This is a genomic window from Hahella sp. HNIBRBA332 (genome assembly GCF_030719035.1).
Classification (GTDB): Bacteria; Pseudomonadota; Gammaproteobacteria; order Pseudomonadales; family Oleiphilaceae; genus Hahella.
Window position 1 is genome coordinate 6,148,237 of sequence record NZ_CP132203.1, and the last position, 22,475, is coordinate 6,170,711.

General features: G+C 56.0%; 21 protein-coding genes. 13 read left to right on the top strand and 8 right to left on the bottom strand.

Annotated features, from left to right (window positions below; genetic code table 11):
* Nucleotides 1-3 precede the first annotated feature (3 nt).
* The gene (locus O5O45_RS27220; RefSeq protein ID WP_305902447.1) at nucleotides 4-1,074 is read right to left on the bottom strand and encodes a polyamine ABC transporter substrate-binding protein; all 1,071 of its coding nucleotides are present in this window, start codon (nucleotides 1,072-1,074) and stop codon (nucleotides 4-6) included.
* A gap of 397 nt (nucleotides 1,075-1,471) precedes the next feature.
* On the opposite strand from O5O45_RS27220, the gene O5O45_RS27225 reads away from it, so the two are divergent.
* The 4 genes from O5O45_RS27225 to O5O45_RS27240 all read left to right on the top strand — a co-directional run bounded on the left by O5O45_RS27225 (nucleotide 1,472) and on the right by O5O45_RS27240 (nucleotide 3,977).
* Entirely contained in the window at nucleotides 1,472-1,873 is a 402-nt protein-coding gene (locus tag O5O45_RS27225; protein WP_305902448.1) for an NUDIX hydrolase, read from the top strand.
* Between the two features lie 54 nt (nucleotides 1,874-1,927).
* Complete coding sequence (locus O5O45_RS27230) at nucleotides 1,928-2,386, top strand: ATP-binding protein (protein ID WP_305902449.1); 459 nt, start codon at nucleotides 1,928-1,930, stop codon at nucleotides 2,384-2,386.
* Nucleotides 2,376-3,137: a tRNA(His) guanylyltransferase Thg1 family protein gene (locus O5O45_RS27235; RefSeq protein WP_305902450.1), complete on the top strand. Its 762-nt coding sequence runs from the start codon at nucleotides 2,376-2,378 to the stop codon at nucleotides 3,135-3,137. Before O5O45_RS27230 ends, O5O45_RS27235 begins: the two co-directional genes overlap by 11 nt.
* A 552-nt stretch (nucleotides 3,138-3,689) precedes the next feature.
* Nucleotides 3,690-3,977, top strand: coding sequence for a GIY-YIG nuclease family protein (locus tag O5O45_RS27240; protein ID WP_305902451.1), 288 nt, complete (start codon nucleotides 3,690-3,692; stop codon nucleotides 3,975-3,977).
* Between the two features lie 556 nt (nucleotides 3,978-4,533).
* Here O5O45_RS27240 and O5O45_RS27245 read toward each other — a convergent pair.
* Both O5O45_RS27245 and O5O45_RS27250 read right to left on the bottom strand, forming a co-directional pair.
* A complete protein-coding gene (locus O5O45_RS27245) occupies nucleotides 4,534-6,159 on the bottom strand; it encodes a PKD domain-containing protein (protein WP_305902452.1) in 1,626 nt (541 codons plus the stop codon).
* 92 nt (nucleotides 6,160-6,251) lie between these two features.
* The gene (locus O5O45_RS27250; protein ID WP_305902453.1) at nucleotides 6,252-7,058 is read right to left on the bottom strand and encodes a vWA domain-containing protein; all 807 of its coding nucleotides are present in this window, start codon (nucleotides 7,056-7,058) and stop codon (nucleotides 6,252-6,254) included.
* Between the two features lie 355 nt (nucleotides 7,059-7,413).
* Between O5O45_RS27250 and O5O45_RS27255 the strand changes: the two genes are divergently transcribed.
* From O5O45_RS27255 to O5O45_RS27275, 5 genes are all read left to right on the top strand, one after another.
* The gene (locus O5O45_RS27255; RefSeq protein WP_305902454.1) at nucleotides 7,414-9,216 is read left to right on the top strand and encodes a winged helix-turn-helix domain-containing protein; all 1,803 of its coding nucleotides are present in this window, start codon (nucleotides 7,414-7,416) and stop codon (nucleotides 9,214-9,216) included.
* Complete coding sequence (locus tag O5O45_RS27260) at nucleotides 9,204-9,548, top strand: hypothetical protein (protein WP_305902455.1); 345 nt, start codon at nucleotides 9,204-9,206, stop codon at nucleotides 9,546-9,548. Before O5O45_RS27255 ends, O5O45_RS27260 begins: the two co-directional genes overlap by 13 nt.
* Before the next feature lie 193 nt (nucleotides 9,549-9,741).
* Nucleotides 9,742-12,399, top strand: coding sequence for a fibronectin type III domain-containing protein (locus O5O45_RS27265; protein ID WP_305902456.1), 2,658 nt, complete (start codon nucleotides 9,742-9,744; stop codon nucleotides 12,397-12,399).
* Between the two features lie 62 nt (nucleotides 12,400-12,461).
* Entirely contained in the window at nucleotides 12,462-13,025 is a 564-nt protein-coding gene (locus tag O5O45_RS27270) for a cohesin domain-containing protein (RefSeq protein WP_305902457.1), read from the top strand.
* An 80-nt stretch (nucleotides 13,026-13,105) separates the two neighbouring features.
* Complete coding sequence (locus O5O45_RS27275; protein ID WP_305902458.1) at nucleotides 13,106-14,287, top strand: HupE/UreJ family protein; 1,182 nt, start codon at nucleotides 13,106-13,108, stop codon at nucleotides 14,285-14,287.
* Between the two features lie 139 nt (nucleotides 14,288-14,426).
* Here the strand turns inward: O5O45_RS27275 and O5O45_RS27280 are convergent, their stop codons facing one another.
* The 4 genes from O5O45_RS27280 to O5O45_RS27295 form a co-directional block, all read right to left on the bottom strand.
* On the bottom strand, nucleotides 14,427-15,050 hold the full coding sequence (locus O5O45_RS27280; RefSeq protein WP_305902459.1) for a DUF2799 domain-containing protein: 624 nt from the start codon (nucleotides 15,048-15,050) through the stop codon (nucleotides 14,427-14,429).
* 138 nt (nucleotides 15,051-15,188) lie between these two features.
* Entirely contained in the window at nucleotides 15,189-15,500 is a 312-nt protein-coding gene (locus O5O45_RS27285) for a hypothetical protein (RefSeq protein ID WP_305902460.1), read from the bottom strand.
* Nucleotides 15,501-15,534: 34 nt separating this feature from the next.
* Nucleotides 15,535-16,362 (bottom strand): formylglycine-generating enzyme family protein, encoded by an 828-nt coding sequence (locus O5O45_RS27290; protein ID WP_305902461.1) that lies wholly within the window; start codon nucleotides 16,360-16,362, stop codon nucleotides 15,535-15,537.
* A 16-nt stretch (nucleotides 16,363-16,378) separates the two neighbouring features.
* Nucleotides 16,379-17,368, bottom strand: a complete 990-nt coding sequence (locus O5O45_RS27295) for a hypothetical protein (protein ID WP_305902462.1) — start codon at nucleotides 17,366-17,368, stop codon at nucleotides 16,379-16,381.
* A gap of 225 nt (nucleotides 17,369-17,593) precedes the next feature.
* Between O5O45_RS27295 and O5O45_RS27300 the strand changes: the two genes are divergently transcribed.
* From O5O45_RS27300 to O5O45_RS27315, 4 genes are all read left to right on the top strand, one after another.
* Complete coding sequence (locus O5O45_RS27300; RefSeq protein WP_305902463.1) at nucleotides 17,594-18,082, top strand: GNAT family N-acetyltransferase; 489 nt, start codon at nucleotides 17,594-17,596, stop codon at nucleotides 18,080-18,082.
* 326 nt (nucleotides 18,083-18,408) lie between these two features.
* Nucleotides 18,409-19,584 carry a neutral zinc metallopeptidase gene (locus tag O5O45_RS27305; RefSeq protein ID WP_305902464.1) on the top strand — a complete coding sequence of 392 codons (1,176 nt, stop codon included), beginning with the start codon at nucleotides 18,409-18,411 and terminating at the stop codon, nucleotides 19,582-19,584.
* A gap of 156 nt (nucleotides 19,585-19,740) precedes the next feature.
* Entirely contained in the window at nucleotides 19,741-20,589 is an 849-nt protein-coding gene (locus O5O45_RS27310) for a hypothetical protein (protein WP_305902465.1), read from the top strand.
* Between the two features lie 151 nt (nucleotides 20,590-20,740).
* Nucleotides 20,741-21,499: a helix-turn-helix transcriptional regulator gene (locus tag O5O45_RS27315; protein WP_305902466.1), complete on the top strand. Its 759-nt coding sequence runs from the start codon at nucleotides 20,741-20,743 to the stop codon at nucleotides 21,497-21,499.
* Between the two features lie 23 nt (nucleotides 21,500-21,522).
* Here the strand turns inward: O5O45_RS27315 and O5O45_RS27320 are convergent, their stop codons facing one another.
* Entirely contained in the window at nucleotides 21,523-22,398 is an 876-nt protein-coding gene (locus tag O5O45_RS27320) for a substrate-binding periplasmic protein (protein ID WP_305902467.1), read from the bottom strand.
* Between the last annotated feature and the right edge of the window lie 77 nt (nucleotides 22,399-22,475).

Below are 22,475 nucleotides of genomic sequence, written 5' to 3' on the forward strand. Positions count from 1 at the left end.
GCGTTACTGGGCAGTGATAGTGACAAAGTCTGCGATCACTCTCCGCATCGTCGAGGCGGGGAGACGCTCTAATTGCTCAAAGCGCGCCAGGCTCTTGGCGGAGGGATAAATCACGGGGTTATTCAGAAAGCTTTTGGGTAGTTGTTGCTCCGCCCCGATATTGGCGGTGGCGAAAAAGATGCTTTGGGTGTTGCGGGCGTTGATCTCCGGATCGTGAATGAAGTTGATGAACTGTAACGCGAGATCCTTACTGTTTGACTTGGTCAACACTGCGATGGAATCCAGCCACAATCCGCTGCCTTCCATCGGGTAGACAAAATCGATATTGGCGTTGCGCTGCATCAGGTTCAAAGCGTCGCCGTTGTAGGCCATCGCCATCCATACCTCGCCGCTGAACAGGTCTGCGCCTTCGCCCGCCAGTGGATTGCGATAGGCGCGAACATAGGGGCGCTGCTTGCTCAGCAGTTCTGCGGCGGCGTTCAGCTCGGTCTCTTCTATGGAATTGACGGAATACCCCAACGACTTCAACGCCATACTGAACGCCGTGGAGGCGGTGTTGATGACCAGAATTTTTCCCTTTAGCGCCTCCACTGGGCGAAACAGATCCATCCATGAAGTCGGCGGTTGCGGCGTCAGATCCTTGCGGTAAATGATGCCGATGCTGCCCCAGGCGTAGGGAACGGTTTGCAGTTCTTCCGGTAAATCCTGCTTTCTCAGCGGGTATCGCACGTATCTCAGGTTAGGCAGGTCAGATTTGCGGAAAGTTTCCAGCCAGCCCTTGGCGTGGTAGGGATCGCGCATCAATTCATCGAAGACTAACAGGTCGAAGCCGGCTCCGCCGGTGTTGGCCATGATCAGGTCGCGCTCGTCATCGTCCTCATAATAGACCTGACGCACCTTGACGTTGTATTTGGCTTCAAAGTCTTCGACCACCTCGGGAGCCATGTAATCTTCCCAGGTGAGAATCACCAAAGTATCTTCCGCAGCGGTCGTCGCACTGGCCGCCACGCCTGATAAAACGAGGCTTAAAGTGAGCGCGAGGCCGCCTCTTAACAAGGGCGTGAAAAGACGCATGCTGATTCCTGAAAGTCCCCGTCAGGTCCGCCGTAAACCCGGGAGTGGCGGGCGCTGGTGTTTTTCTTGGTTATAGTGAGTATAGATGAGTCCGTGAAGATGGCGTTGGCGGGAGGTCTTTTTTCATGCAAGGGTGAAGGCGTTCTGGCTGACATGTCTCACCAAATCAGTAAGATAGGCGCTTTGTTATGGCGGCTTCCCGGTATAACGTCCCCGATCTGTCTGAGTTAGGGACGGTAATGACGTCATGCTTTACGTCAACCGGGTTTATGCGGAAAACCAATGCCCTGAGGCGTCGGCGCTAGTGGCGTTGGCGGAAGCGGAGCGAGTCCGCGGTGTTATTTATCGCGAAGGTGCAAGTTCATGATGGGGGTTAACTGGGACGAGAGCAGGTGATATGGCGGTTTGGGCGATTATTGAATATAAGGCTGAGCTCCTTTTTGTGCAGCGCAGCGCGCGGACGACCAGGGCGGGACAGTGGTGTTTTCCCGGCGGCGGCGTTAAGCATGGCGAAACGCCGGAAGCAGCCTGTGTGCGTGAAGTGCAAGAGGAAACCGGTCTGCAGGTGAAGGTTCAGCGTCTGGTCGCGCAAGTCGGCGGAGAGTACTACTTCATTTGTGCTCTGGAGGCGCTCCCGCCTGTCGTTCAACTCAAACAGAACGAATGTGTCAACCATGCCTGGGTGACGCCGCAGCGGCTGCCAAGGCTGGGTACTATCATGAACTTCAGAGTCGTGGCGCCTCTGCTGCGTAAGCTGGGCTATGACGTGAAGCTTGGCGCGGCGGATGAAGAACCTTAAGTCGTCAAAGAAGGCCGGCGCGATAACGGTATGTTCGCCTGATGCGGACGAAGAATGGGAGGAACCGTGCAGGGTGTGATTTTTATTGGGCTACAGGCGAGTGGAAAATCCTCGTTTTATTTGCAGCAGTTTTACAGGACGCATCTGCGTCTGAATATGGACATGCTGAAAACCCGGCGACGGGAGGACATATTGCTCAACGCATGCATAGAGGCCAAGCAGCCGGTGGTCATCGACAATACCAACCCGACCCGGGAAGGGCGTGGTAAATATATTGATCTGTTTCGGCGCGGGCGTTTCAGTGTGGCGGGTTACTACTTTAGTTCTTCTCTGGCGGACTGCATGGCCCGTAATAGCGGCAGAGAAGGCAAAGAGCGAATCCCTGACGCCGGACTGCGCAGCGTCTATGCAAAGATGGAGTTGCCGGAATACGCAGAAGGGTTTGACGCGTTGTATTACGTCCGGCTGAACGATGGCGAATTTATAGTGGAAGAGTGGCGCAGTGAAATTTAACGATCTCGATAAGAAAATGCGGGTGTATGAGACCGCCCATGATTTTTGTGTGTTGCCAGGCATGTACATCGTGGCGCGCATCGACGGCAGGGGTTTCACCAAACTGACCAAGGAAACGCATGATTTCGAAGCGCCCTTTGATGTGCGCTTTCGGGACATGATGGTGGCGACGGTGGACCATTTGATGAACAGCGGGTTCAACATTGTTTATGGCTACACGCAAAGCGATGAAATCTCGCTGCTGTTTCATCCTGACGACAACAGCTTCAACCGCAAGGAGCGCAAGCTCAACTCCCTGCTTGCAGGAGAAGCCAGCGCTAAATTCAGTCTGATGCTGGGAGACATCGGCGCCTTTGACTGCCGTATCTGCCAACTGCCGAATCCGCGTCTGGTGGTGGATTACTTTCGCTGGCGTAACGAAGACGCCCATCGCAACGCATTGAACGCCCATTGTTACTGGGCCATGCGTAAAGAAGGCGTAGACCCGGAAACCGCCGCGGCAAGTTTGAGCAAAGTCTCCATCGCCAATAAAAACGAACTCCTGTTTCAAAAAGGCGTTAACTTCAATGAACTGCCCAACTGGCAAAAGCGAGGCGTGGGCCTGTACTGGGAGCAGTACGAGAAGGAAGCACTTAACCCAAAGACCGGCGAATCAGTGACAGCCTTGCGTAAACGACTCAAAGTCGACTATGAACTACCAATGAAAGATAAATACAGCGCGTTTATTGAAACGGCGATCCTGCAACATTAGAGAAACTGGACGCGGGCTTATTCATCAAGTTTCGGACAAGCCTGGGACGATGGGTTATTGGGTGGCGACGCTCTGGGAAGTCCTTCGACAAGCTCAGGACGAACGGGGTGTGTCTGGGAATTTGGGAGGTGATGGATTGTTTGTGCGACGCTCTGGAAAGTCCTTCGACAGGCTCAGGACAAACGGGGTATGGCAGGTGAGTTTGGGATTCTGAGGTAGTTTGTGAGCTTATGGTGAGACGCTCAGGGAAGTCCTTCGACGAGCTCAGGACGAACGTGGTATGGCAGGTGAGTTTGGAGTTTTGTGGTGGTTTGCGAGCTTCTGGTGAGACGCTCAGGGAAGTCCTTCGACGGGCTCAGGACGAACGGGGTATGGCAGAGCAAGAGGGGTAGATATGATGAGTGGATACCATTCGGAATGTTCTGAGGCGCTTCCCCCTAGAACACCGCCCATTCTATTAGTAATACTTGCTGGCGCCCTAATGATCCACCGTTCGTCCTGAGCTTGTCGAAGGACTTCCCAGGGCGATGAATATCAAAAAGGAGTTTGAGATTGAGCTTTTTCACCTACATCCTGAAGTGTGCAGATAACAGTTACTACACCGGACACACGGATAATCTTGAAGCGCGTATTTACCAACATAATGAGGGCGTGTTTCCTGATTGTTATACGTTTAACCGTAGACCTGTGACACTGGTTTATTCCCAAACGTTTGCGACGCGTGAAGAAGCCTTGGCCTCGGAAAGACAGATCAAGGGATGGAGTCGGGCTAAGAAGGAAGCTTTGATTAATGGTGACTGGGAGGCTGTGGTGCGTTTGTCCAAGTCTAGGGTTAAGTAGTGTTGGTGGGCGCTCTGGGAAGTCCTTCGACAGGCTCAGGACGAGCGGGCTGTTGGGGTTTTGTGGTTAGATTTTTTGCGGCCTTGGAACGGTTTTTGGGGCGCTCTGGGAAGTCCTTCGACAGGCTCAGGACGAGCGGGCTGTTGGGGTTTTGTGGTTAGATTTTTACGGCCTTGGAACGGTTTTTGGGGCGCTCTGGGAGGTCCTTCGACAGGCTCAGGACGAACGGAGCATCATTAGGGCTCAACAGTGTATTGCTATGGCGAAAGGGATTGGGGTCTTCTAGGGGAGCGCGTCAGAATATTTGGAGTTTACTCCGCTCGCTTCGGTAATCTCGTTCCTTCAGACATTACCCTACATTACTCCGTTCACTCCAGCATTCCCCGTTCGTCCTGAGCCTGTCGAAGGACTTCTCAGAGCGATTCCATCCAGTACCCCCGTTCGTCCTGAGCTTGTCGAAGGACTTCCCAGAGCGTCTCATTAAAAAAACCGCCAGCGCTGTGTCGAACAGGCTGGCGGTGTTGTTACAAGAGGGACGAGCTATTCAGCGCCTATCTCACCATTCATCATCGTCAATAATCACGGGTACTTCCGTATAAGCGCCGCCTTTTTGGGTGACGCGTACGAGGTAGTAGCCGTTGACGGTGTAGTTGTGGGAGACGGTTTGCTGTGACCCCAGGTTGTTAAGCGCGATACGGGTTCCGTCGCCCCAGTCTACAGTGTAGTCGCGGGGATGTCTGGAGACGATGTCGCCCACGCAGCTGCGGATGGAGACCGGCATATTCACCTTGGTGGGAACGGCTGTGTCGTAGGCGGGACGCAGTTCCGGGGACAGGGCGCTGCTATAGGGTCTCAGGAAGTCGAAGAAAACCAGTCCGGTGCGCCAGATCTGCCAGTATTGCGGACGCAGAATATAGGCGCCGAATACCTTGGCTTCTGCGGTCAGACCGAAGCGAAAATCTACGGTACCCAGGGCGGCGTTGACTGTCTCGCGAACGCCGTTGTTGTCGCCATCGCCACAGAGGTTGCCGTAGTAGCCGAACAGCTCAATGGGGAAGGACGGCTTGGCGCCGACTTGCGCGTACAGGAACCATTCGCCGTAGACGATGCCTTTCGCCGCCACCTGCAGATAGGGCTCCAGGTTGACCTTGGCGCTGATTTCCGCACCCAGACTGTTGCGCAGGTCGCCGCTCAGATTCTGGTGATGCGCGCTGTTCTTGGTGCAGGAATGGGTGGTGCAGGTGTAGTCAAAATCTCCCTTGTAGCGAAGAGGTTTCACTGCGGCGATCTTACCGGTGGCTTGCACCTGAATATTGCCGGTGCCGACTTCGATAGGCAGCTTCAGTTTCACCAGAACCGGAACCGGGCCGACAAAGAACACGGTTTCCATCAGCTTGGGTTCGGCGATCTCCCAGTTGAGGTTGCCGAAGTCGTGCTTGGCCACGCCGGTCAGGCTGAACTCCCCGGAGACGTCGTAGTTGGACTTGGCCACCACATGACGCACCTTGAACTTATAAGGGATGCAGAACTTGCGCTTGTACTTGTAGTGCAGCTCCAGGCGCACGTCGGCGTCCACATTCATATTGCCAGCGAAATCAATGTAGGCGTTGTCCTGACCAAAACGTTTGTTGTGGCTGAACGTCTTGTCGATGCTCTTATCGAAGGTCTTGTTCTTATCCTTCCATCCGCCGCATCCCAACAAACGTGAGGAGCGCGCGCCCAGAGGGCTGTCGTCTGTGTCCGGCTGCAGGCCGAACTCATCCATATAGAGCTGCGCCTCCGCCTGTGACGTCAGATTGGCGCCGCGGCGATCGATGATCCAGGCGTCGAAGGTGTCAGCGAAGGGACGATCTTCTCCTGTGCGGTTGGCGGTGAGCCAGTTGCCGTTATCCTCGCGGATTTCCTGCTCCAGCTCTTCCTTTTCCGCCTGCGGCAATCCGCCATATAAATAGGCGTTTTCAACGCCTTCGCTGCTGTGGATATAGTAGAGTTCGACGTTGCGGGACAAGCCCTGATCGTCGGTGGTGGTGATCTGTTTTAGTTCGAATCCGTCGCCGGATATCAAAACGGTTTCGTTGATGCTCGTCTCAGCGCTCGCCGCGCCGGAGATCAGGAAACACAATGCAAAGCCGGCGACCGCAAGCTTTTTGCATAAGCCGGTCAGGGAACGGTGTGCGGACATAATGAATTCCTTTGGGAAGTACGGGCGCGACAAGGCCGCGCCCGTACGGGGTGATGGCTAATTGTCTGGATGACTGGCGCTAGCGTCCTTGATCACCAAGGACCATCCGGGTCGCATTCGCCGTTGCAGGTGTCCTTGTCGGCGATGGTTTTCGCCGTGCCGCCGCTTTGCACCGCCAGTGACTTCAACTGACTGATTTCGTCGCTGGGCATGGTGCGCGCCAGGGAGCTGCGCTCCATATCCGACACCGCCAGCATCTCTTCCAGATTGCCCAGCTCAACCAGTTCTTTGTCCGCTCTGGCCGCACGCAGGCCCACGTTGCCGCTGACAAGAATATCCACGTCGAACTGGATGACAGGGTTGGCCAGGATCTTCGGCTTCACCTTGTTGTCCACATAGTTGGCGCCGCCGCAGGCGCCGGACGCATTCTCGCCAGCGTCGGTGACGATGGTCATCATCAGCTTGTCGCCGTCAGCGTAGAGGCTGCGCAGAGAGTCAGCGCTTTCACAAAGCGCATCCCCCAGGGCGGTGTTGCCGGAACAGGAGACGCCGCTCAGATCGGAGCGAAGCTTATTGAGGAATGTGTTCCATTGTGTGCTGCCGACGGGAAGCACGGACGCCACATGCTGATAGCCGCCGCTGATGGAGCGCAGCGAACCGCGGCCGTCGAATACGCGGATGTCCAGATAATCGCCGTTGAATCTGCTGACGAAGGAAGCGGCCTTGGAGACCATCAACGTCTTGCCGAACTCACAGCGACTGGCGCCGTCCCAGCGTGGGGAAGCCATCGAGCCGGTTTTATCAAATAAGAGCACGCCGCGGGTATCCGCCGCTGCGGTTCCCGCCATGGAGCCCAGTAGCGCGGCGCCGCAAAGAACGCCCAAAGTTAACTTTTTCATGAAGTTTCCTTTTCCTATATGCCGTAAAAATTGTTGTTGTATCTGCGCCTTTGAGACGCCCGCTCAAGCTAATGATTCTTCGTTGTGAAAACCTGAAAAAGTTTTGTAAACACAACGAAAAAACCTGAAATTTTTGTTGAATTTATTGCTTTCTCGGGGGAGTGAAGCGCCAGCGATAGCCAAAAGAAGTAAGCGGTAGCGCAAAAAATACTGATAGAATGGCGCGTTCCAACCACGGCGTTGGGAAGAGGCCTACTACTCCAAATAATGACTGGCGCCAAGTCATGACGGCGGCTGTCCGCCGATAATCAACCAGTGGCCTCAGCATAGAAAAGGAATAACAAGGAAATGGATAATGGACGGCAAAGGGACGGACTTGGAAGTCGCTTCTCCTATTCTACATACGCGCAATAAAGAAGCCTTTGACGACGCGGTGGAAGAATACAACATCGCCGGCGTCTGGTTATTCAACCCTCGCAATCAAACCATCGCCCGGGCCGATGGCCTGGTTCATCAGGTGCGCGTCAAAACCTGCGATGTGCTTGTATTATTGATTCGCCACCACGACCGGGTGGTGACGACGGAAGAGTTTTTCGACCAGGTCTGGGAAGGACGTTTCGTAGGCGAAAACGTCCTGAAACGCAGTATTTTCGAACTGCGCCATATCTTTGAGGATAAATCCCGCGACTACATCGCCACTGCGCCCAAGCGCGGTTACCGGCTGAAAGCGGCGGTGGCTCCAGTGCGCCCCGATCAGCCAGAGCCTCAACCTCAACTGCCACCTGAACAGGAGACGGCGGCTCCGCTACCCCCCGGCAGCTTGGAGGCGGAACACGCGCCGTCTGACGTTACGATTTCGCCTGCGCCTGTCGAGATAGCGCCTCCCAGTCCACGTCCTTCCCGTTTTGATTTCAAGCGTCTGGCCGTTGGCGGATTCTTTTTATGTCTGCTGATCTGGGGGATGGCGCAAAAACAGGCGTTGCGACAGGCGCAGGAGGAGAATCTGCAACTCCAGAACGACTCTGTGCAAATGAACCGCTTCATGCTGGATATGCTGGCGCGATACAAGACCACCGGCAGCCGACATGAAAGCGCGTTGAAAGCGATGCTTGACGAAGAGCGTCCCCGTATCGACCAACGCAAGCTTTCTCCGGCGGAACGCCTGCGTCAGTTACGTTTTCTCGCTGCCTGTTATCTGGCCGGCGGACATTACGCCGACGCGCGTATGGTGCTGGATCAAAGCGTCAGAATGGGGGAGGAGATTCACGGTAAGGACGCCGAAGAAGTGGTTCGCATAAAATTCGCGCTGGTGGAAACCCTGGTGGCGATGAACGAGAGACAGGCGGCCTACGAGATAGCGCGTTATACCCTCGATCTGATTCGCATGGCGCACGAATCGAGAAAAGAGCTGCTGGGGCGGGGCTATTATTGGATGGCCATGGCGCAACTGGAGTGCATTTATCCCTATTGCGACCGCCCCAAAGCGTTGGCGTCGGGGAAGCAGAACGCGGAGAGAGCCATCGCCTTGTTTTCCGAGAGCCTGGGCGTGGATGCTACGGAGACGGGCGATGCGCTCTGGCTACTGAACTGGTTCGTCAGGGACAGTGCGAGCAAGATCGAGATCAGTCGCCGCGCCTTGAACATCTATCAGGCCAATCTGGGTGAACTGGACGAGAAAACCGCAGCGGCTTATGCGGAACTCAGCCGCACCCTCGCCACCTGGGACGGCGACCTGGAGTCCGGGGAGCGCTACATGCTGAAAGCTCTCGCGATCCGGCAGAAGTTATACCCCGAAAATCATTACCAAGTGGGCAAAACCTACCGCTATCTGGGCGAACAGTACATGTTCATGAATCAGCCGGAGCTTGCCGCAGGATATTTCGCCAAAGCCTCTACGGTGATCGGCGCAGTGAAAGGCGCTGGCGATCCAGAAAACCTGGAGGCGCTGATGTGGTTATCGAAGGCCTATCTGTACAGGGAGAAGTTACCTCCGGCGGAGCGCGCTATCGCACAGGCGATGGCTATTATCGCCACCCATCAGATCACGCCGCCTTATTATCTGCTGCAGGAAATGAAAGCGGTGGAAATGCGGGTGAAATCGGAAAAACTGGCGCAGGAAAGCAGCCTGGACCAGGTATTAACCGCATGCTGGGGCTGAAAGCGAAAAACACCTTCGCCACGGCGGTGGTGGAGCATGAGTACCAGACCTTGCTGCTACACAAGGAGCCCGGTTGGCTGGATGAAACGCGCTACATGGATACCTTCAATCTGTTTTTGGACGATTACCTGCGTCTGAACCGTTATTTCGTGAGGCCGGATCTGCAGTTTGTCGCCGCCCGCAGCATGCGTTTGTGTCGTCGTAAAAGCGAAGCGCTGTGCGGTAGCGTAAGAGACGCGCTGCAACGCCGCAACCTGGAGGCGCCAGAGCGAATCGTCGCCCATTCTGACTCGGCGGAACTGGTGAAAACCAGCGTGGTCGAATCGTTCTGAGTTCATAAAACTGTCGCACAAGCGTCACTTAACTGACCTTAAGTTGAAACGCGCACCCTCTGTAATAGCCGTGATTTTTCATTTCAAAACATCAAATTCCGAAAAAACAGGCTGATTCCCTTCCAGCGACTACACTGTCCCGGAGGTGAAGCGGAAGTCGCCTGAACAATCCGGCAACGAGGGGGAGGGAAACATGCAACCCAGTCATCACAGGTTTGCTGCGGCATGCCTGGCGTTTTTATTGGCGCTGCTCGCTGGAGCGGCGTCGGCGGAAATCAAACCTTATCTGCAAAGTCCGACGGACACATCGATCTGGATCTCGTGGAAAACCGCGTCCGGCTCCGAGTCCCGGGTTGAGTATGGCGTCGCGGCGGATCGGCTGGATCAAAGCGCTAGCGGCGGCGTGCAGTCGTTAAGCTCGGACTATCAGTATCACGGCGTGCAATTACAGGGACTGCAAGCGGATACGCTGTATTACTATCGGGTGCAAACCGGCGCTGAGGTCTCCGCTGTCTATCGCTTTAAAACCCAGCCGGCGCGAGGCGATGGCTCCGGCCACTACCGCATTCTGGTTATGGGCGACCACCAGATTCGCAATGAGAATCGCTATGAGCAGCTGGTGAAAGCGGCGAAAGCCAAACTGGAAAACAAGTACGCTGAGCCGATTGAAGAGGCCGTTAATCTGATTCTCAATGACGGCGACCAAGTGGACGTCGGCACGCTGGATCATTACGCCAACCTGCACTTCGCGCAATCGGCGGCGATTTCTCCGAATGTGCCCATCATGACCACCGTGGGCAACCATGAATACTACTATGACGGCGACCTCAACAACTATCGCGCCCACTTTTTCTATGACGGTCTGAGTTATCAGGGCATCTCCGGCGCGCCTAACGAAAGCTACTACGCCTATCAGGTGGGGCGGCTGGTGGTCATCCACTTGAACAGCATGAAGGCGGACGCCGTGCAGCAGAACTGGCTGACCCAGGTTGTCGCTGCTGCGGATGCGGACGCCAGCGTGGACTGGATTATCAGCATTATTCACCACCCTTATCAGGCGGAGCAGTACATCGGCGATATTTCCCATCCGCTGCGCGACGCCTGGATGGCGATCCTGTCCAGCTCGCAAAAACATGTGCTCAACATTGGCGGACACCATCACCTGTACGCCCGCGGACAGACCCGGGAGTGGCCGTCCTATCACATGATTTCCGGCGGCACCGCCTGGGATCAGTACTGGGGACAGTCTACGGAGCAAGACTTCGACGACGTGCAGAAGACCATCGCCAACTGGGCATGGCAAGTCATCGACCTTGATCTGCCGGCGCGGGAAATGACGGTGGAAACCTATGCGGAAGCGCATCCGTTGCTATACAAAACCAAAGGCTTCCACTACAACAGCCGACTCATCGACTCCTTCCATCGTAAACTGGATTTGCAGAAGCCCTATCAGCCGAGCATCACCACGGAAGTGAAAGGGCCTGTCAGCCTGCCTTTCGTATTTAACAGCTCGCCTTTCAGCAGCGGCGAGCCGGAAGAGATGAACAGCACCCAGTTTCAGATCGCCGCCGATGCAGGGTTCAACGATCTGAAAGTCGATAAAATCCGCGATTTTGAGAATATCTTCGGGGATACCGGCGCGCCGGAGTATGAGCCGGTGGATATCCACGCCGGCGTGGACATTCTGGCCTGGGAAATTCCCGCCAATGGCTTGCCCAATGGCGACTACTTCATCCGCGTGCGCCATCGCGATAAAAACATCCTCTGGTCCGACTGGTCCGAAGCTAAAGCCTTTACCGTTGCAGGCAGCACTGACGGCGAGCCGGGGCTCAGTGTCAGCAAGGACAAATATCGCAGCGGCGAAGACGTGGTGGCGCATCATCAGAACGGCTACGGTAACGCCAAAGACTGGGTCGGCGTGTATAAGAAAGGCCAGACTCCCGGCGCCGTGCGCGCCACCAAATGGTCCTACGTGGACGGCCCGACCGGCAGTCTGACCTTCAGTGGTCTGGCTGATGGCGAATACTTTGTGGGCTTCTTCGAAAACGACGGCTATTCGGAAATGGCGGAGCGCGCGAACTTCTACATTGGTCCGGTGGCGGAACTGTCCATGACGGACACGGAGTACGATGAAGGAGAGACTGCGACGGTCAGTTGGAGCGGCTCCAGCGGCGGCGCCAAGGACTGGATCGGCGTATATCGCGTGGGCGAGGTTCCCGGTCAACAGTCTTCCAGCGTATGGCAATATGCGCCGGAAACCTCAGGAACCGCGGACTTTTCCGGCCTGGCCAAAGGCTATTACTTCGCTGTCTTCTTCATCAACGACGGCTATACCGAAGTCTCCAACCGGGTTTATTTCTCGGTCGGCGATCGCATTGCGGAACTGAGCCTGCTGAAAACCCACTTTGAGTCCGGTGAGGACATCGTCGCCAACTTCAGCGGCGGTCCAGGCATTGCTAAGGATTACCTCGGCATTTTCGAGCAGGGCGCGGTACCGGGTCAGACCGGCAGCGAGCTGGTTGCCTATCTGTATTTCGACGGCGCCGCCAGCGGCAGCGTCACCTTTACCGATGATTTACCTGACGGCGAGTATTTTATGGCCATGTACACCAACGACTCCTACACCGAAGTCTCCAATAGGGTGACTTTCAGTGTCGGCGAAGCGGCGGTGGCGGGAGATCTGAACGGCGATGGCGTAGCGGACAGCGTCGACCGGGATCTGCTGCGGAGCATGTTCGGAAAATGCGATGGCGACGCTGGGTATCAGACGGACGCGGACTACGACGGTGACGGCTGCATTGGTCGCCAGGATTACCGGTTGTGGTACGCGATGTTCAAGAGCGGGGGCTGAGGCCCCGGCTCCTCCGGTTCCGATAGCTTTACTATTCAGTAGTCAGTAGTCAGGAGTACTCCATGAAGTTGTTGCATGTTTTCGCTGTGATTCTGCTTGCCCTGTCGGCTTCCGCGCGGGCTTCATACATTTCGTTCCAGACGTCGACGGACCATATTGTGGTGGGCGATGCGTTCTATGTGGATGTGATTCTGGAGAAGCCGTTTGACGGCGTGTTCGATGGCGATGAGCTATTGGCGTTTGGCTTTAATCTTGGTTTTGACGCCGGTGTGCTCCAGCTTATCGATAGCACGGTGGGAGCCCCTTGGGACGATGATTCCGCGCTGTTTCCCGGGATCGACGTGGCGGGGTCTGTATTTCCCGGCGTGGCGGGCGACAGCGGCGCTGGCATACTGCTGGCGCGCTTGAGCTTCAGCGCCGTCGCGGCAGGTCTGTCCCAGCTGAGTCTGTTTGGCGATAGCGCTTCGAATCCAGATCTGGGGCTGTTGTATTTGTCGGGAAGCGATGTGATCGATGGGCGCAAGGATGTGCGCATCCACTCCGTGCCGCAGCCTGCTTCAATGTGGATGCTGGCGTTAGGAGGCTTGGGATTGCTGGTGAGAAGGAAAGTCGCTGGCGTTCGCTAACAGGGAAATCATGGCGTCTGTCGCCGCAGTCGCGGCGGCGGAGCCTGAATACTGAAGGAAACCAGTCGTAGGCGTTAATTATGCTAAGGAAAATAATAATCTCAATCAGTCTGTGGACGTTATCAATGATGGCGTCCGCGCATTTAAGCGGATTCACCGATACTTCTATTCAGATCGCCGAGCCGGGCGTGAAGGTCATCTACACGCTGCCCAGCGACAACCTTCTGGAACTGGAGCCCAACGTAGAGATGCGCGTGGCGCCGCCGGAGGATTACATCACGCAGGTCGCCGCCGGCTGGTTCGTGGCGGCGGGCAAGCGCGCCTGTTTTCTGGAGGATCGCAAGGCGAAGGCGTTGCCGGAAATCGCCTCCTACCAATACACCCTGACTTATCAGTGCCCGCAGGGCATGGAGGCGGTCAGCATTCGTTACGAGCTGTTCAATGAGCAGTGGCGCGGCCATCAGAATTATGTGCGGGTGTTTATGGCGGACAACCGCATGCGCATGCGCTTTACCTTTGATCGACAAAAGCTGGACCTGCCGGTAGCAAAGCTACTGCAGGAATGGGGTTCCCGTCTGTCGCCGGAGTTTCTGGCCATGGACCCGCATCGTCGTTTGGATGTGGAGGGTTGGGAGAATCCACTGGCGGACGATCAAGGGGCTCAGGATGAGGCTAGCGCGGCGCAAAGCGGCGTGATTGACCCGGCGTTTCTTTGGGTGGGTATGGAGCATATCTGGCAAGGCGCGGACCACATTCTGTTCCTGTTATGTCTGCTGCTGGTGCCGGCTTCCTTCGGACGCATCTTGCTATGGGCGACCTCATTCACACTGGCGCATTCGATTACTCTGGCGCTGTCCGCCTTTGAGGTCATCTCCATTCCACCCTCCGTGACGGAGCCTCTGATCGCCCTTACCATCGTTTTCCTGGGGCTGGAGAACCTGTACTACCTAGCGCGACAAAATCGCGCAGGCGTGGACTGGGACAAGGTATACCGTAATCGCTGGTGGGTGATCTTCTGCTTTGGATTAATTCACGGCGTGGGCTTCAGTTACCTGCTGCGGGAGCTTAGCTCCGGGGAAGGCGTTTGGGGACGTTTACTGATGTTCAACCTGGGCGTGGAAATAGGGCAGGTGGCGATCATCGCGTTGCTGCTGATCCCCGCTTACGTAATGTTTAAGTGGCGTCATGGCCTGAAGCTCGGCGGCGTTTCCTCGTTGCTGACCAGCCTGGTGGGACTGATCTGGCTGGCGCAGCGGATATAGGTCTGTTGAGTCTCCTGTTAGGCGGTGTCTAGTCCTGGAACAGGTGTCAACTCTATTCAGGACGGGTCACGGTAATAAAAAGGGCGTCGCAATGACGCCCCTTTACAGTGGAATCAATAGATAGTTCGCAGGGAACGATTTAGGGTTTCATCCAGGGTTGTTCGACAATAATACTGTCGATCACACTTCGGTATTCCCGTATCTTCGCATCCAGGTGACGCAGCTCGTAATTCAGGTCGTCCCGGTGGTTTTCCAGCTCGCGCATCTGCTTCAGCAAGTCGCGGCGCTTCTGCGCATCGCCGGAGCCATTGACCAGCTCATTCTCAATGGCGTCAATTTTATCGCGGTTCTTGTCCAAATCTTTTTCTGCGGATGTGCGCTTATCTTCCGCGTCCCTGATTTCCTTCTCCATATAACGGACGAATTGCCCGCTTTCCACCGCGCGCATAAACACCGGCTCCAAGTCAGGCGGGCATTGGCCTTTGTAGGCATCGCCGCCGCGACCCAGGTCAAAACCATTCTGCGGCTTGCAGTAATTGCGGGCGCCGTCGTCAAAACCGGCGCGATAAGCGTCCAGGTCAGGCGCAACATTGTAATCCGAACAGGCCTCTCTATGTTGCGAGAGGTAAGTGGCTGAACGGCCGGCTACGCCGTCTTCATAACCGATGACGCGCCAGTCTGCGTTGCGGCATTCGTTTTCGTTCATGGTGGCGCATGCAGAAAGATTCAGCAGCGCAGCTACGACAAAAATGCGTCTGACCATTTGTTAAGTCCCAAACTTCTGAAAAACAAGGCGGTCGCAGACAGCAAGTCATGCAACCCTGAGGTTAGAGATAATTTTAGTTGATAATCGGCGGTGTTGCTGTCAATGACTGTAACGAACTGTGAGCAGTCGTCGATATCAGTGGTGGTCGCGACGTCTGACCACCACCATTTTTCCGTACAACATGGCGCCGAGCGCTACGCATCCGCCGAGAAAGGAGGCCAACGCCAGAGGAATCTGGTGAGGTCCGGGACCGAGCGCGAGATTCGCCAGACTTGGAATCAACAAGCCCAGCAGGCCGGCGATATGCAGCCAGGCCATTTGTGAGGTAAGGCGGAACCAGCAGCCGCAATTCGGGCACTTACGCTCCACATTCACTCCGCTGCGGTGAGTCTGAATAAACTGTCTGGCAGAAAACGCTCTTTTGCAGCGGGGGCAGGTGGTTTTCATTTTTGCGCTCCTGTTGAGAGGGAGATCGCACCGGTCAGGGGACTTCTCGCACAACCCTGAAACCGATGGTTCTGACTCGTTCATCCGGCTCGACGCCAGCTCTGATGGACGGTTGCACATAAGGACTGGTGTTCATCCAGGTCCCGCCTTTCACCACCCTGGCGTTACAGTCCCCGTCCACTCTTGGCGCCATGCTTTTTCCTGCGCCCTCATGACTGTCGTGATAGCAGTCCTGCGTCCACTCCGCCACGTTGCCTGAGACATCATACAGACCGTAAGGGTTAGCGCTGAAACGCCCTACCGGTCCCGGGTGGAACAACGCGGTTCCGGCAGGACAGCCGCCCAGATCCTTGTCGCAGTGATCGACGCCCTGAACGTACTCCTCGCCCCACCAGTAATGGGTTTGCGTTCCGCCTCGCGCGGCGTATTCCCACTCCGCTTCACTGGGCAGGCGGTAGTTGAGTCCGCTTTGCTCGCTCAACCAGCGCGTGTAGGCGACGGCGTCATCCCAACTGACGTTGATGACAGGTTGCTCGCCGCGGCCCCAGCCTTCATCAGAGGGTAAGGCGCGATGTGTGGTCCGGGCGAAGCGGTCGTAGTCCGCGAATGTCACTTCGGTGGCGCTGATCGCGTAAGGGCGTTGCGCCACGACTTCATGACGAGGTCCCTCGTCGGTAGAGGCGTTAGGCGGCTGATCGCCAACCACGCCGACGCCTTTGGGTACGATGACCATACGAGGGCCTGCGCCGCCGTCCCTGAGTGAGTCCTGCAGCCAGGGCGGTGCGCTCTTTGCGGTCATTTGGGAGCACCCCGCCGTTAACGCAAGCAGGGCGCAACCGGTCCAAGTGATTGCGCGCATCATTTGCCTTCCTGTCTGATTATTTCTGTCCAAAACCAATAATGAAGCCAATACCGCCTTGCGCTGCGGTCATCGCGCCGGCGCTGCTGCCGTTTATAGTGATGCCGGAGCCCAGCAGTTCCAGGAACTTGGTGCGCATGAGGATCTGCACCTGGGTCTGTGTGTACACTTTCACCGCCTTGCTGCCGTCGTCGAGCATTCTGGCTCCGCTGAGAATTTCTTTGAGCAGCTTGCGGCTCTTCATCAACTCAGGGTGGTCAAACTTCAGCAGCTCTTCCGCCAGACGTTTTCTGCTGGCGCGAGGCAGTTGTTGATACATCTTCAAGAGGTTGCCGCTGCCAATGCCTTTGTTGGACAGGAAGCGATAGAGGATGGCCTGATTCCCCAAGGTTTTGACAACGTCGGCGATTTGAATGACGTCCAGTGCAATCATGAGCGCGCCGAACTCTGGGGACTCATCCAGCCACTCATTGTAGTGAGCGTTGCCGCGCACCACATTGGTCGTGCGTCCGATGGCGACCCCACATTGGAAGGTGGCGGCGCTGGTGGCGGCCATGGTCAATGGCATGGCGGCCCAGGCTGCGCCGGCGGACACTGTGCCGCCGCCAGCTTCTCCAATTACCAAGATCCAGCCGATGGCTGCGCCGGTGCAACTGAGACCGGCATTGGTAAGTTCTTTGCCGAGGCTGGACTTGGCCGTCGCCACGACCTCTTCCTTAGTGGCTTTGGGGGGGAGCTGAACTTCTCGAATGTAGACGGTTTTGCCGTCAGCCCGGCAACTGTGGCGTAACACTTTGATATCGAAGAGGGGAGGCGGATTTAATGGATCGCCGCCGGCGACAAAGGTAACGGGACGCAGCGCGATGAAGGTGACGCCGGCTCCGTAAAATTCATCCGTAGCGTCAAGCGCCAGGTAAAGTTGAGCGAGTTTAGAGTCTGGAAAGTAGCGTCTGACCTTACTTTCGGTGGAGTCAACGAAGATAGAAGTCGTCAGATTTGCGGCGCCCATATAATACTCCTTACGTTCTTGCATGAACTGGAATCGCAGGCGCTAGGGGAAGCCTGCGAGAAACATCGAATTTGATGACAAACAAACTGAAAGCGTTAGTTTGCGTGAAAACCCGTCAATATTGATCTGTTTTTATTAAGGTTTCAGGACGTCGGGGCGACTGCTGCTTGAAATCCCCTGCGACGCCCCGATTAGGTTAAGAGAGAAAATGAATGAGGTCCGGCGATGTTGAAAGTACTTCCCTATGGAGCGCGTCATCAAAGCGGCGTCCTGTCTTTAATCATTAATATTCAGCGCAACGAATTCGGCGTGCCGATTACCGCGGAAGAACAGCCAGACCTGATGCATATCGAAGATTATTACCAGTCCGGCGCCGGCAATTTCTGGGTGGCCATGGATGTGGAGCAGGACCTTGTGGTCGGCACGGTGTCGCTGCTGGATATTGGCGCAGGACAGGGCGCATTACGCAAGATGTTCGTGCATAAGGACTATCGAGGCGGCCAATTGGGCGTGGCGGCGAAGTTACTGGAAACACTGGTGCAATGGTGTGAAGTGAAAAAAGTTCATGAAATTTTCCTGGGGACTACGCCGCAATTTCTCGCCGCTCACCGCTTCTACGAAAAAAACAGTTTTACTGAAGTTTCCCCTGCAGATCTTCCGCAAAGCTTTCCCGTTATGGCGGTGGACAAAAAGTTTTATAAACGACAAATATAACCGGCGAAGCCTGCGGACGTAGGCCAATTTTCCGCCAACTTTACACTCCGGTCTATCCCTGGATTATGAAAATGTCATGATTTACATGGGGTTGTGGCCTTCCTACGATTACCTTGCAGCTTAACGGCAGTCTTAAATCAAGCTGTAAACATCTTCCCGAATCCAACAGTTGAATGTGTGTAGGCGCGGTTTGATCCGTGTTTTGGTTGTCCTCTGTGAGCAGCATCGCCGTCCCCAGGAAGTGAGAGGGATTGGCCAAGCCTGATGCGCCGCCATGGGAAGTGGAACGCTCGGTATTTCAGGTTAACTTAACGTCGAGGTTTTAAATGATAAGGATAAATCGTTTCCTTAAGTATTGCGCCGCCTTGTTGCTGCTGTCTTCGGCAGCCGGCGTCATGGCGGATGTGGATGAACAGTATCTGCGGGACAGCGGTGAAGAAATCAGAGGCTTATACGGTCGTCATGTACAGTCCCAGATCTATGTCGATCAACAGGCGTGCGGGGAACCCAGCCCCAGCGCGGTAGCCTGCTCCCCTAATCGCATCAGCGTCGGCACTCGCTTCATGAGCGGTCAGGAAAGCCAATACGGTCAGTACGTGGCCAAGTCTATCCTTGCGCACGAGTGGGGACACACCATCCAGTTCACCAAGAACATTCGTTTACAAGCGCCTTATATGGAATTGCAGGCGGATTGCTTCGCTGGAAATTTCGATAAGTATGCGGAAACGGACTTAGGCTACGCCTCTTTCATTGAAAACGCCGTACGCTCAGCGCGCGACGCGGCAGACTACTCGGAGCATGGTACGCCGCAACAGCGCGAAAGCTACACCCGTGAAGGCTATCAGAAGCGTGAGGAAGGTTGTTTCGCCATTAGCGGCGATCCCGGCGGGGATGATGGTGGAGACGACGGCGGTGATGATGGCGATTGCCCACCTTGGATCTGCGATGGCGGAGACGACGGCGATGATGGTGGTGACGACGGCGGCGATGACGGAGACTGCCCGCCCTGGATCTGCGATGGCGGAGACGACGGCGATGATGGTGGTGACGACGGCGGCGATGACGGAGACTGTCCGCCCTGGATCTGCGACGGCGGAGACGACGGCGATGATGGTGGTGACGACGGCGGCGATGATGGTGGTGACGACGACGGCGGCGATGATGGTGGTGACGACGGCGGTGATGACGGAGACTGCCCGCCCTGGATCTGCGACGGCGGAGACGACGGCGATGATGGTGGTGACGACGGCGGCGATGACGGAGACTGCCCGCCCTGGATCTGCGACGGCGGAGACGATGGAGGCGATGACGGTGGTGACGACGGCCATTGCCCGCCCTGGCTGTGCGGCGATGGCGGCGACGATCACGGTATCCCTTGTCCTGAATGGTTATGCGGCGGAGACGGCGGCACGATTCCCTGTCCACCCTGGTTGTGCGGTGGCGGGGCCAGTGGCGGAATCCCGGGCTGCCCGCCCTGGATTTGCGGACGCTTCGATCACTAAGGCAGTCAGCCCGGCCTTGAGCCGGACATGCTGAGACGCAAAGTTTACCCGGACTACGGTCCGGCGACCCTGGGCTTGGGGGCGCCGGGCTGAAGGCCCGGGACCATGCGTAAACCTAACCAATCGCAACCTGACAACAGGTGATGGAGAGGAGCAATGATAGGGAAGAAAACCATATTCGCCCTGAGCGGCGGCATGTTGGCCGTTGGCGCAGCGGTGCTCGCCACCGATAACAGTTTTACCCAGGGATGGCTGATGGCGGAGACAGGCGCTGTCGCCCGATCTGAGGTTGAGCAGAAGACGGGAGGGAAATCCGCGACGGCTGATTCAGCAGCAATGACGGATCAGGATATACCAGCGGATGCGGCGATGGACGCAACGGCGTTCAGCCCGGCAGTCGCAAATGGCGCGTCGACGGCGCAGTCCGACGCGAAAAAAGCTGACAAAGCGGACGATAAGGCCGATGCGGAAAACGCCGCGGCGGAAATGAGTCTGGCGGAGCGCTATCCCAAGCAGTGGCTTGAAGACATGGGATATCTCATTCCTCCAGAGTTGCACAGCTATGACCTCACGACGCTGGAGTCTCTGGCGACGCAGGGCGACACCAACGCCATGGTGCATCTGGGCGAGCGCTATCTGTACTTCATTAAAGACAATCCCAGACACCCCGATTTCCGTAAAGATGTGAATTACCCCGCTCTGGCGAAAAGCTATTTTGGCGAAGCGCTGAAAAGAGGGCACAAGCACGCTGCGGCGATTCTGTCCGAGGCGTATTTCTCTGAAGACCGGATGGTTGAAGCCTATGCCTGGAACCTGGTGGCGGAGAAGCTGGGAGATCAGCTCAGCGTCGACTGGTTCCGCAGCACAGACAAATACCAGACCTTGTCGGATGAGCAAAAAGCGCAGGCGGATCTGATGGCCAAGCTTTACGAGAAGCAACTTAAGGATCGCAATCAGGAGTTGGGCGGCGAGTCACTCTTCAATGAGGGGGCTGCAGCGGGATGACATCGTTCAAGGCCGTCTCTGAGCCCATGTGGAAAGAGCCGGCCGCCTGTCGACGCGCTGCTGGATTGAGTCGTTGTAGCAGGTCACTGGCTTGTTAAAGAAGTAGGTGTTTTTTTATGTTTGAATCAGAGCAGCTCGCGGCTCAATTATTATGAATGTATCTTCGCCGTTGAAAGTGTCGCGTCTGGCCATCGAGGCGGATCAGTCCCGTGATCTGCCTGTCCACTCTGAGGGGCGGTTGTATTGGTTGGAGCAGGGCGCGATTTTCTGTCGTAGCGATCGGTTTCACTGGCTGACCGCTCCTCGACAATTAACCTGGGTTCCCCCAGGTTTTCAGCATGGCGTTCGGCCTCTATTAAAGGCCAGAGGGGCGCTGCTGCAGCTTCGGGAGGATCTGGCGCCCGCTTTACCGCAAGAGCCTGTGACCCTGCAGCCTCATCGATTGTTGGAGGCGACGCTGCTCAGACTGATTGAGTTGTGTCCCGAATCAGACTGGCTGGAACGGCATGAGCACCTGCTACAAGTGCTTCTATATGAGGCAAGAGAGGCAACGCCTTTGCGGCAACGATTGCCGATGCCTCATGACGCCCGGCTATTGCGCATGGCGAATTCATTGTGGCGGGCTCCCGAAAGCAATCCAGGTCTGGACGCATTGGCGTTGGAATATGGTTTCAGCCGACGTACGTTGACCCGCAAATTCATGCAGGAAACCGGCATGTCCCTCAGCCAATGGACGCAACACGCCAAACTCCTGCGCGCCTTGGAATTACTGGCGGCGAATGAGTCAGTCAGTAGTGCTGCGTTTGCCGTGGGCTATCAAAGCGTCAGCACCTTCTGCGCCGTGTTTAAGCAGGTGTTCGGCATGTCGCCAGGGGACTACAAACGGCGCTTTCTGAGTCGCGAGAAATAGCGGGAACATCCCTGAGGCCCCGGTCAGGCGTCTTCCGGTCTGAACCAAAGCTCTTTCCTTTGCAGCGGCGTGTCCGCCGGCAGCATGGGATTGTCGAGATAGATGATGCGGCGTTGCTTTATATGAGCGCGGTGGATATCGTCGCCGAAGCGACGCTGGAAAATTTTGTCGAAGCTGCCGTTGGCGATTAACTTATTGAGGCCGTCCTCCACGCGTTGCGCCAGGCGCTCGTTGTCCTTGGACATAAAGAAATAATAGGGCCAGGGATAGTACAGCAGGATGTCTTCTTCTATTTTCAGATTGGGGTAATCTTTTTGATGGGCGGCCAGTTCGTCAAAAGCTTCATTGATGCCTCTGGGAAACAAGTCATATCGGTTGCGCGCCAATTTGGTAAATAAATCATTGTATTGGAACACCCCAAGCACCTTTACCTGGTTGTGTTTGTAAACGGCGACATCTCCCCAGTCCTCGCCTTGTCCGACTTTCAGCGCCCGTAGCGAGTCCAGTGTCTCTACGTCCCGCAGTTTCTTCTGCCCTTTGTCCGTCACCAGACTGATGCGATAACCGAGAATGCCTTTGCGTAACGGAATACGTATGGGACGTAGACGAGCTTCCTTTTCGATACTGGTGGAGCTCCAGGCGATATTGACCAGGCGGTTTTTCTCCGCCTCCGAAAGCGTTCTGGATTCGATCAGATCCGCCTTGGTGGCGCGCAATTCATAAGGGCCATATTCCTCTGTGGTGGCTTCCAGCGCAGACGTCAGCAGTTCCAGCACATCGTGAAACCGTAGGTCGATTTTAGGGTGAACGTACACATCCGTGGCGACGGCGTGTGGGGGCGATAGGGCGGCGGCGATGGTTAACATCGCCATGGACAGGGCGTAAGCGAGCTTGTGCATAACAGCGCTCCCAATGGACTTTTTATTTTATTGGGTAAGGAAGTGGGTAGTATCTTGCTGATCAGATTATTATTTGA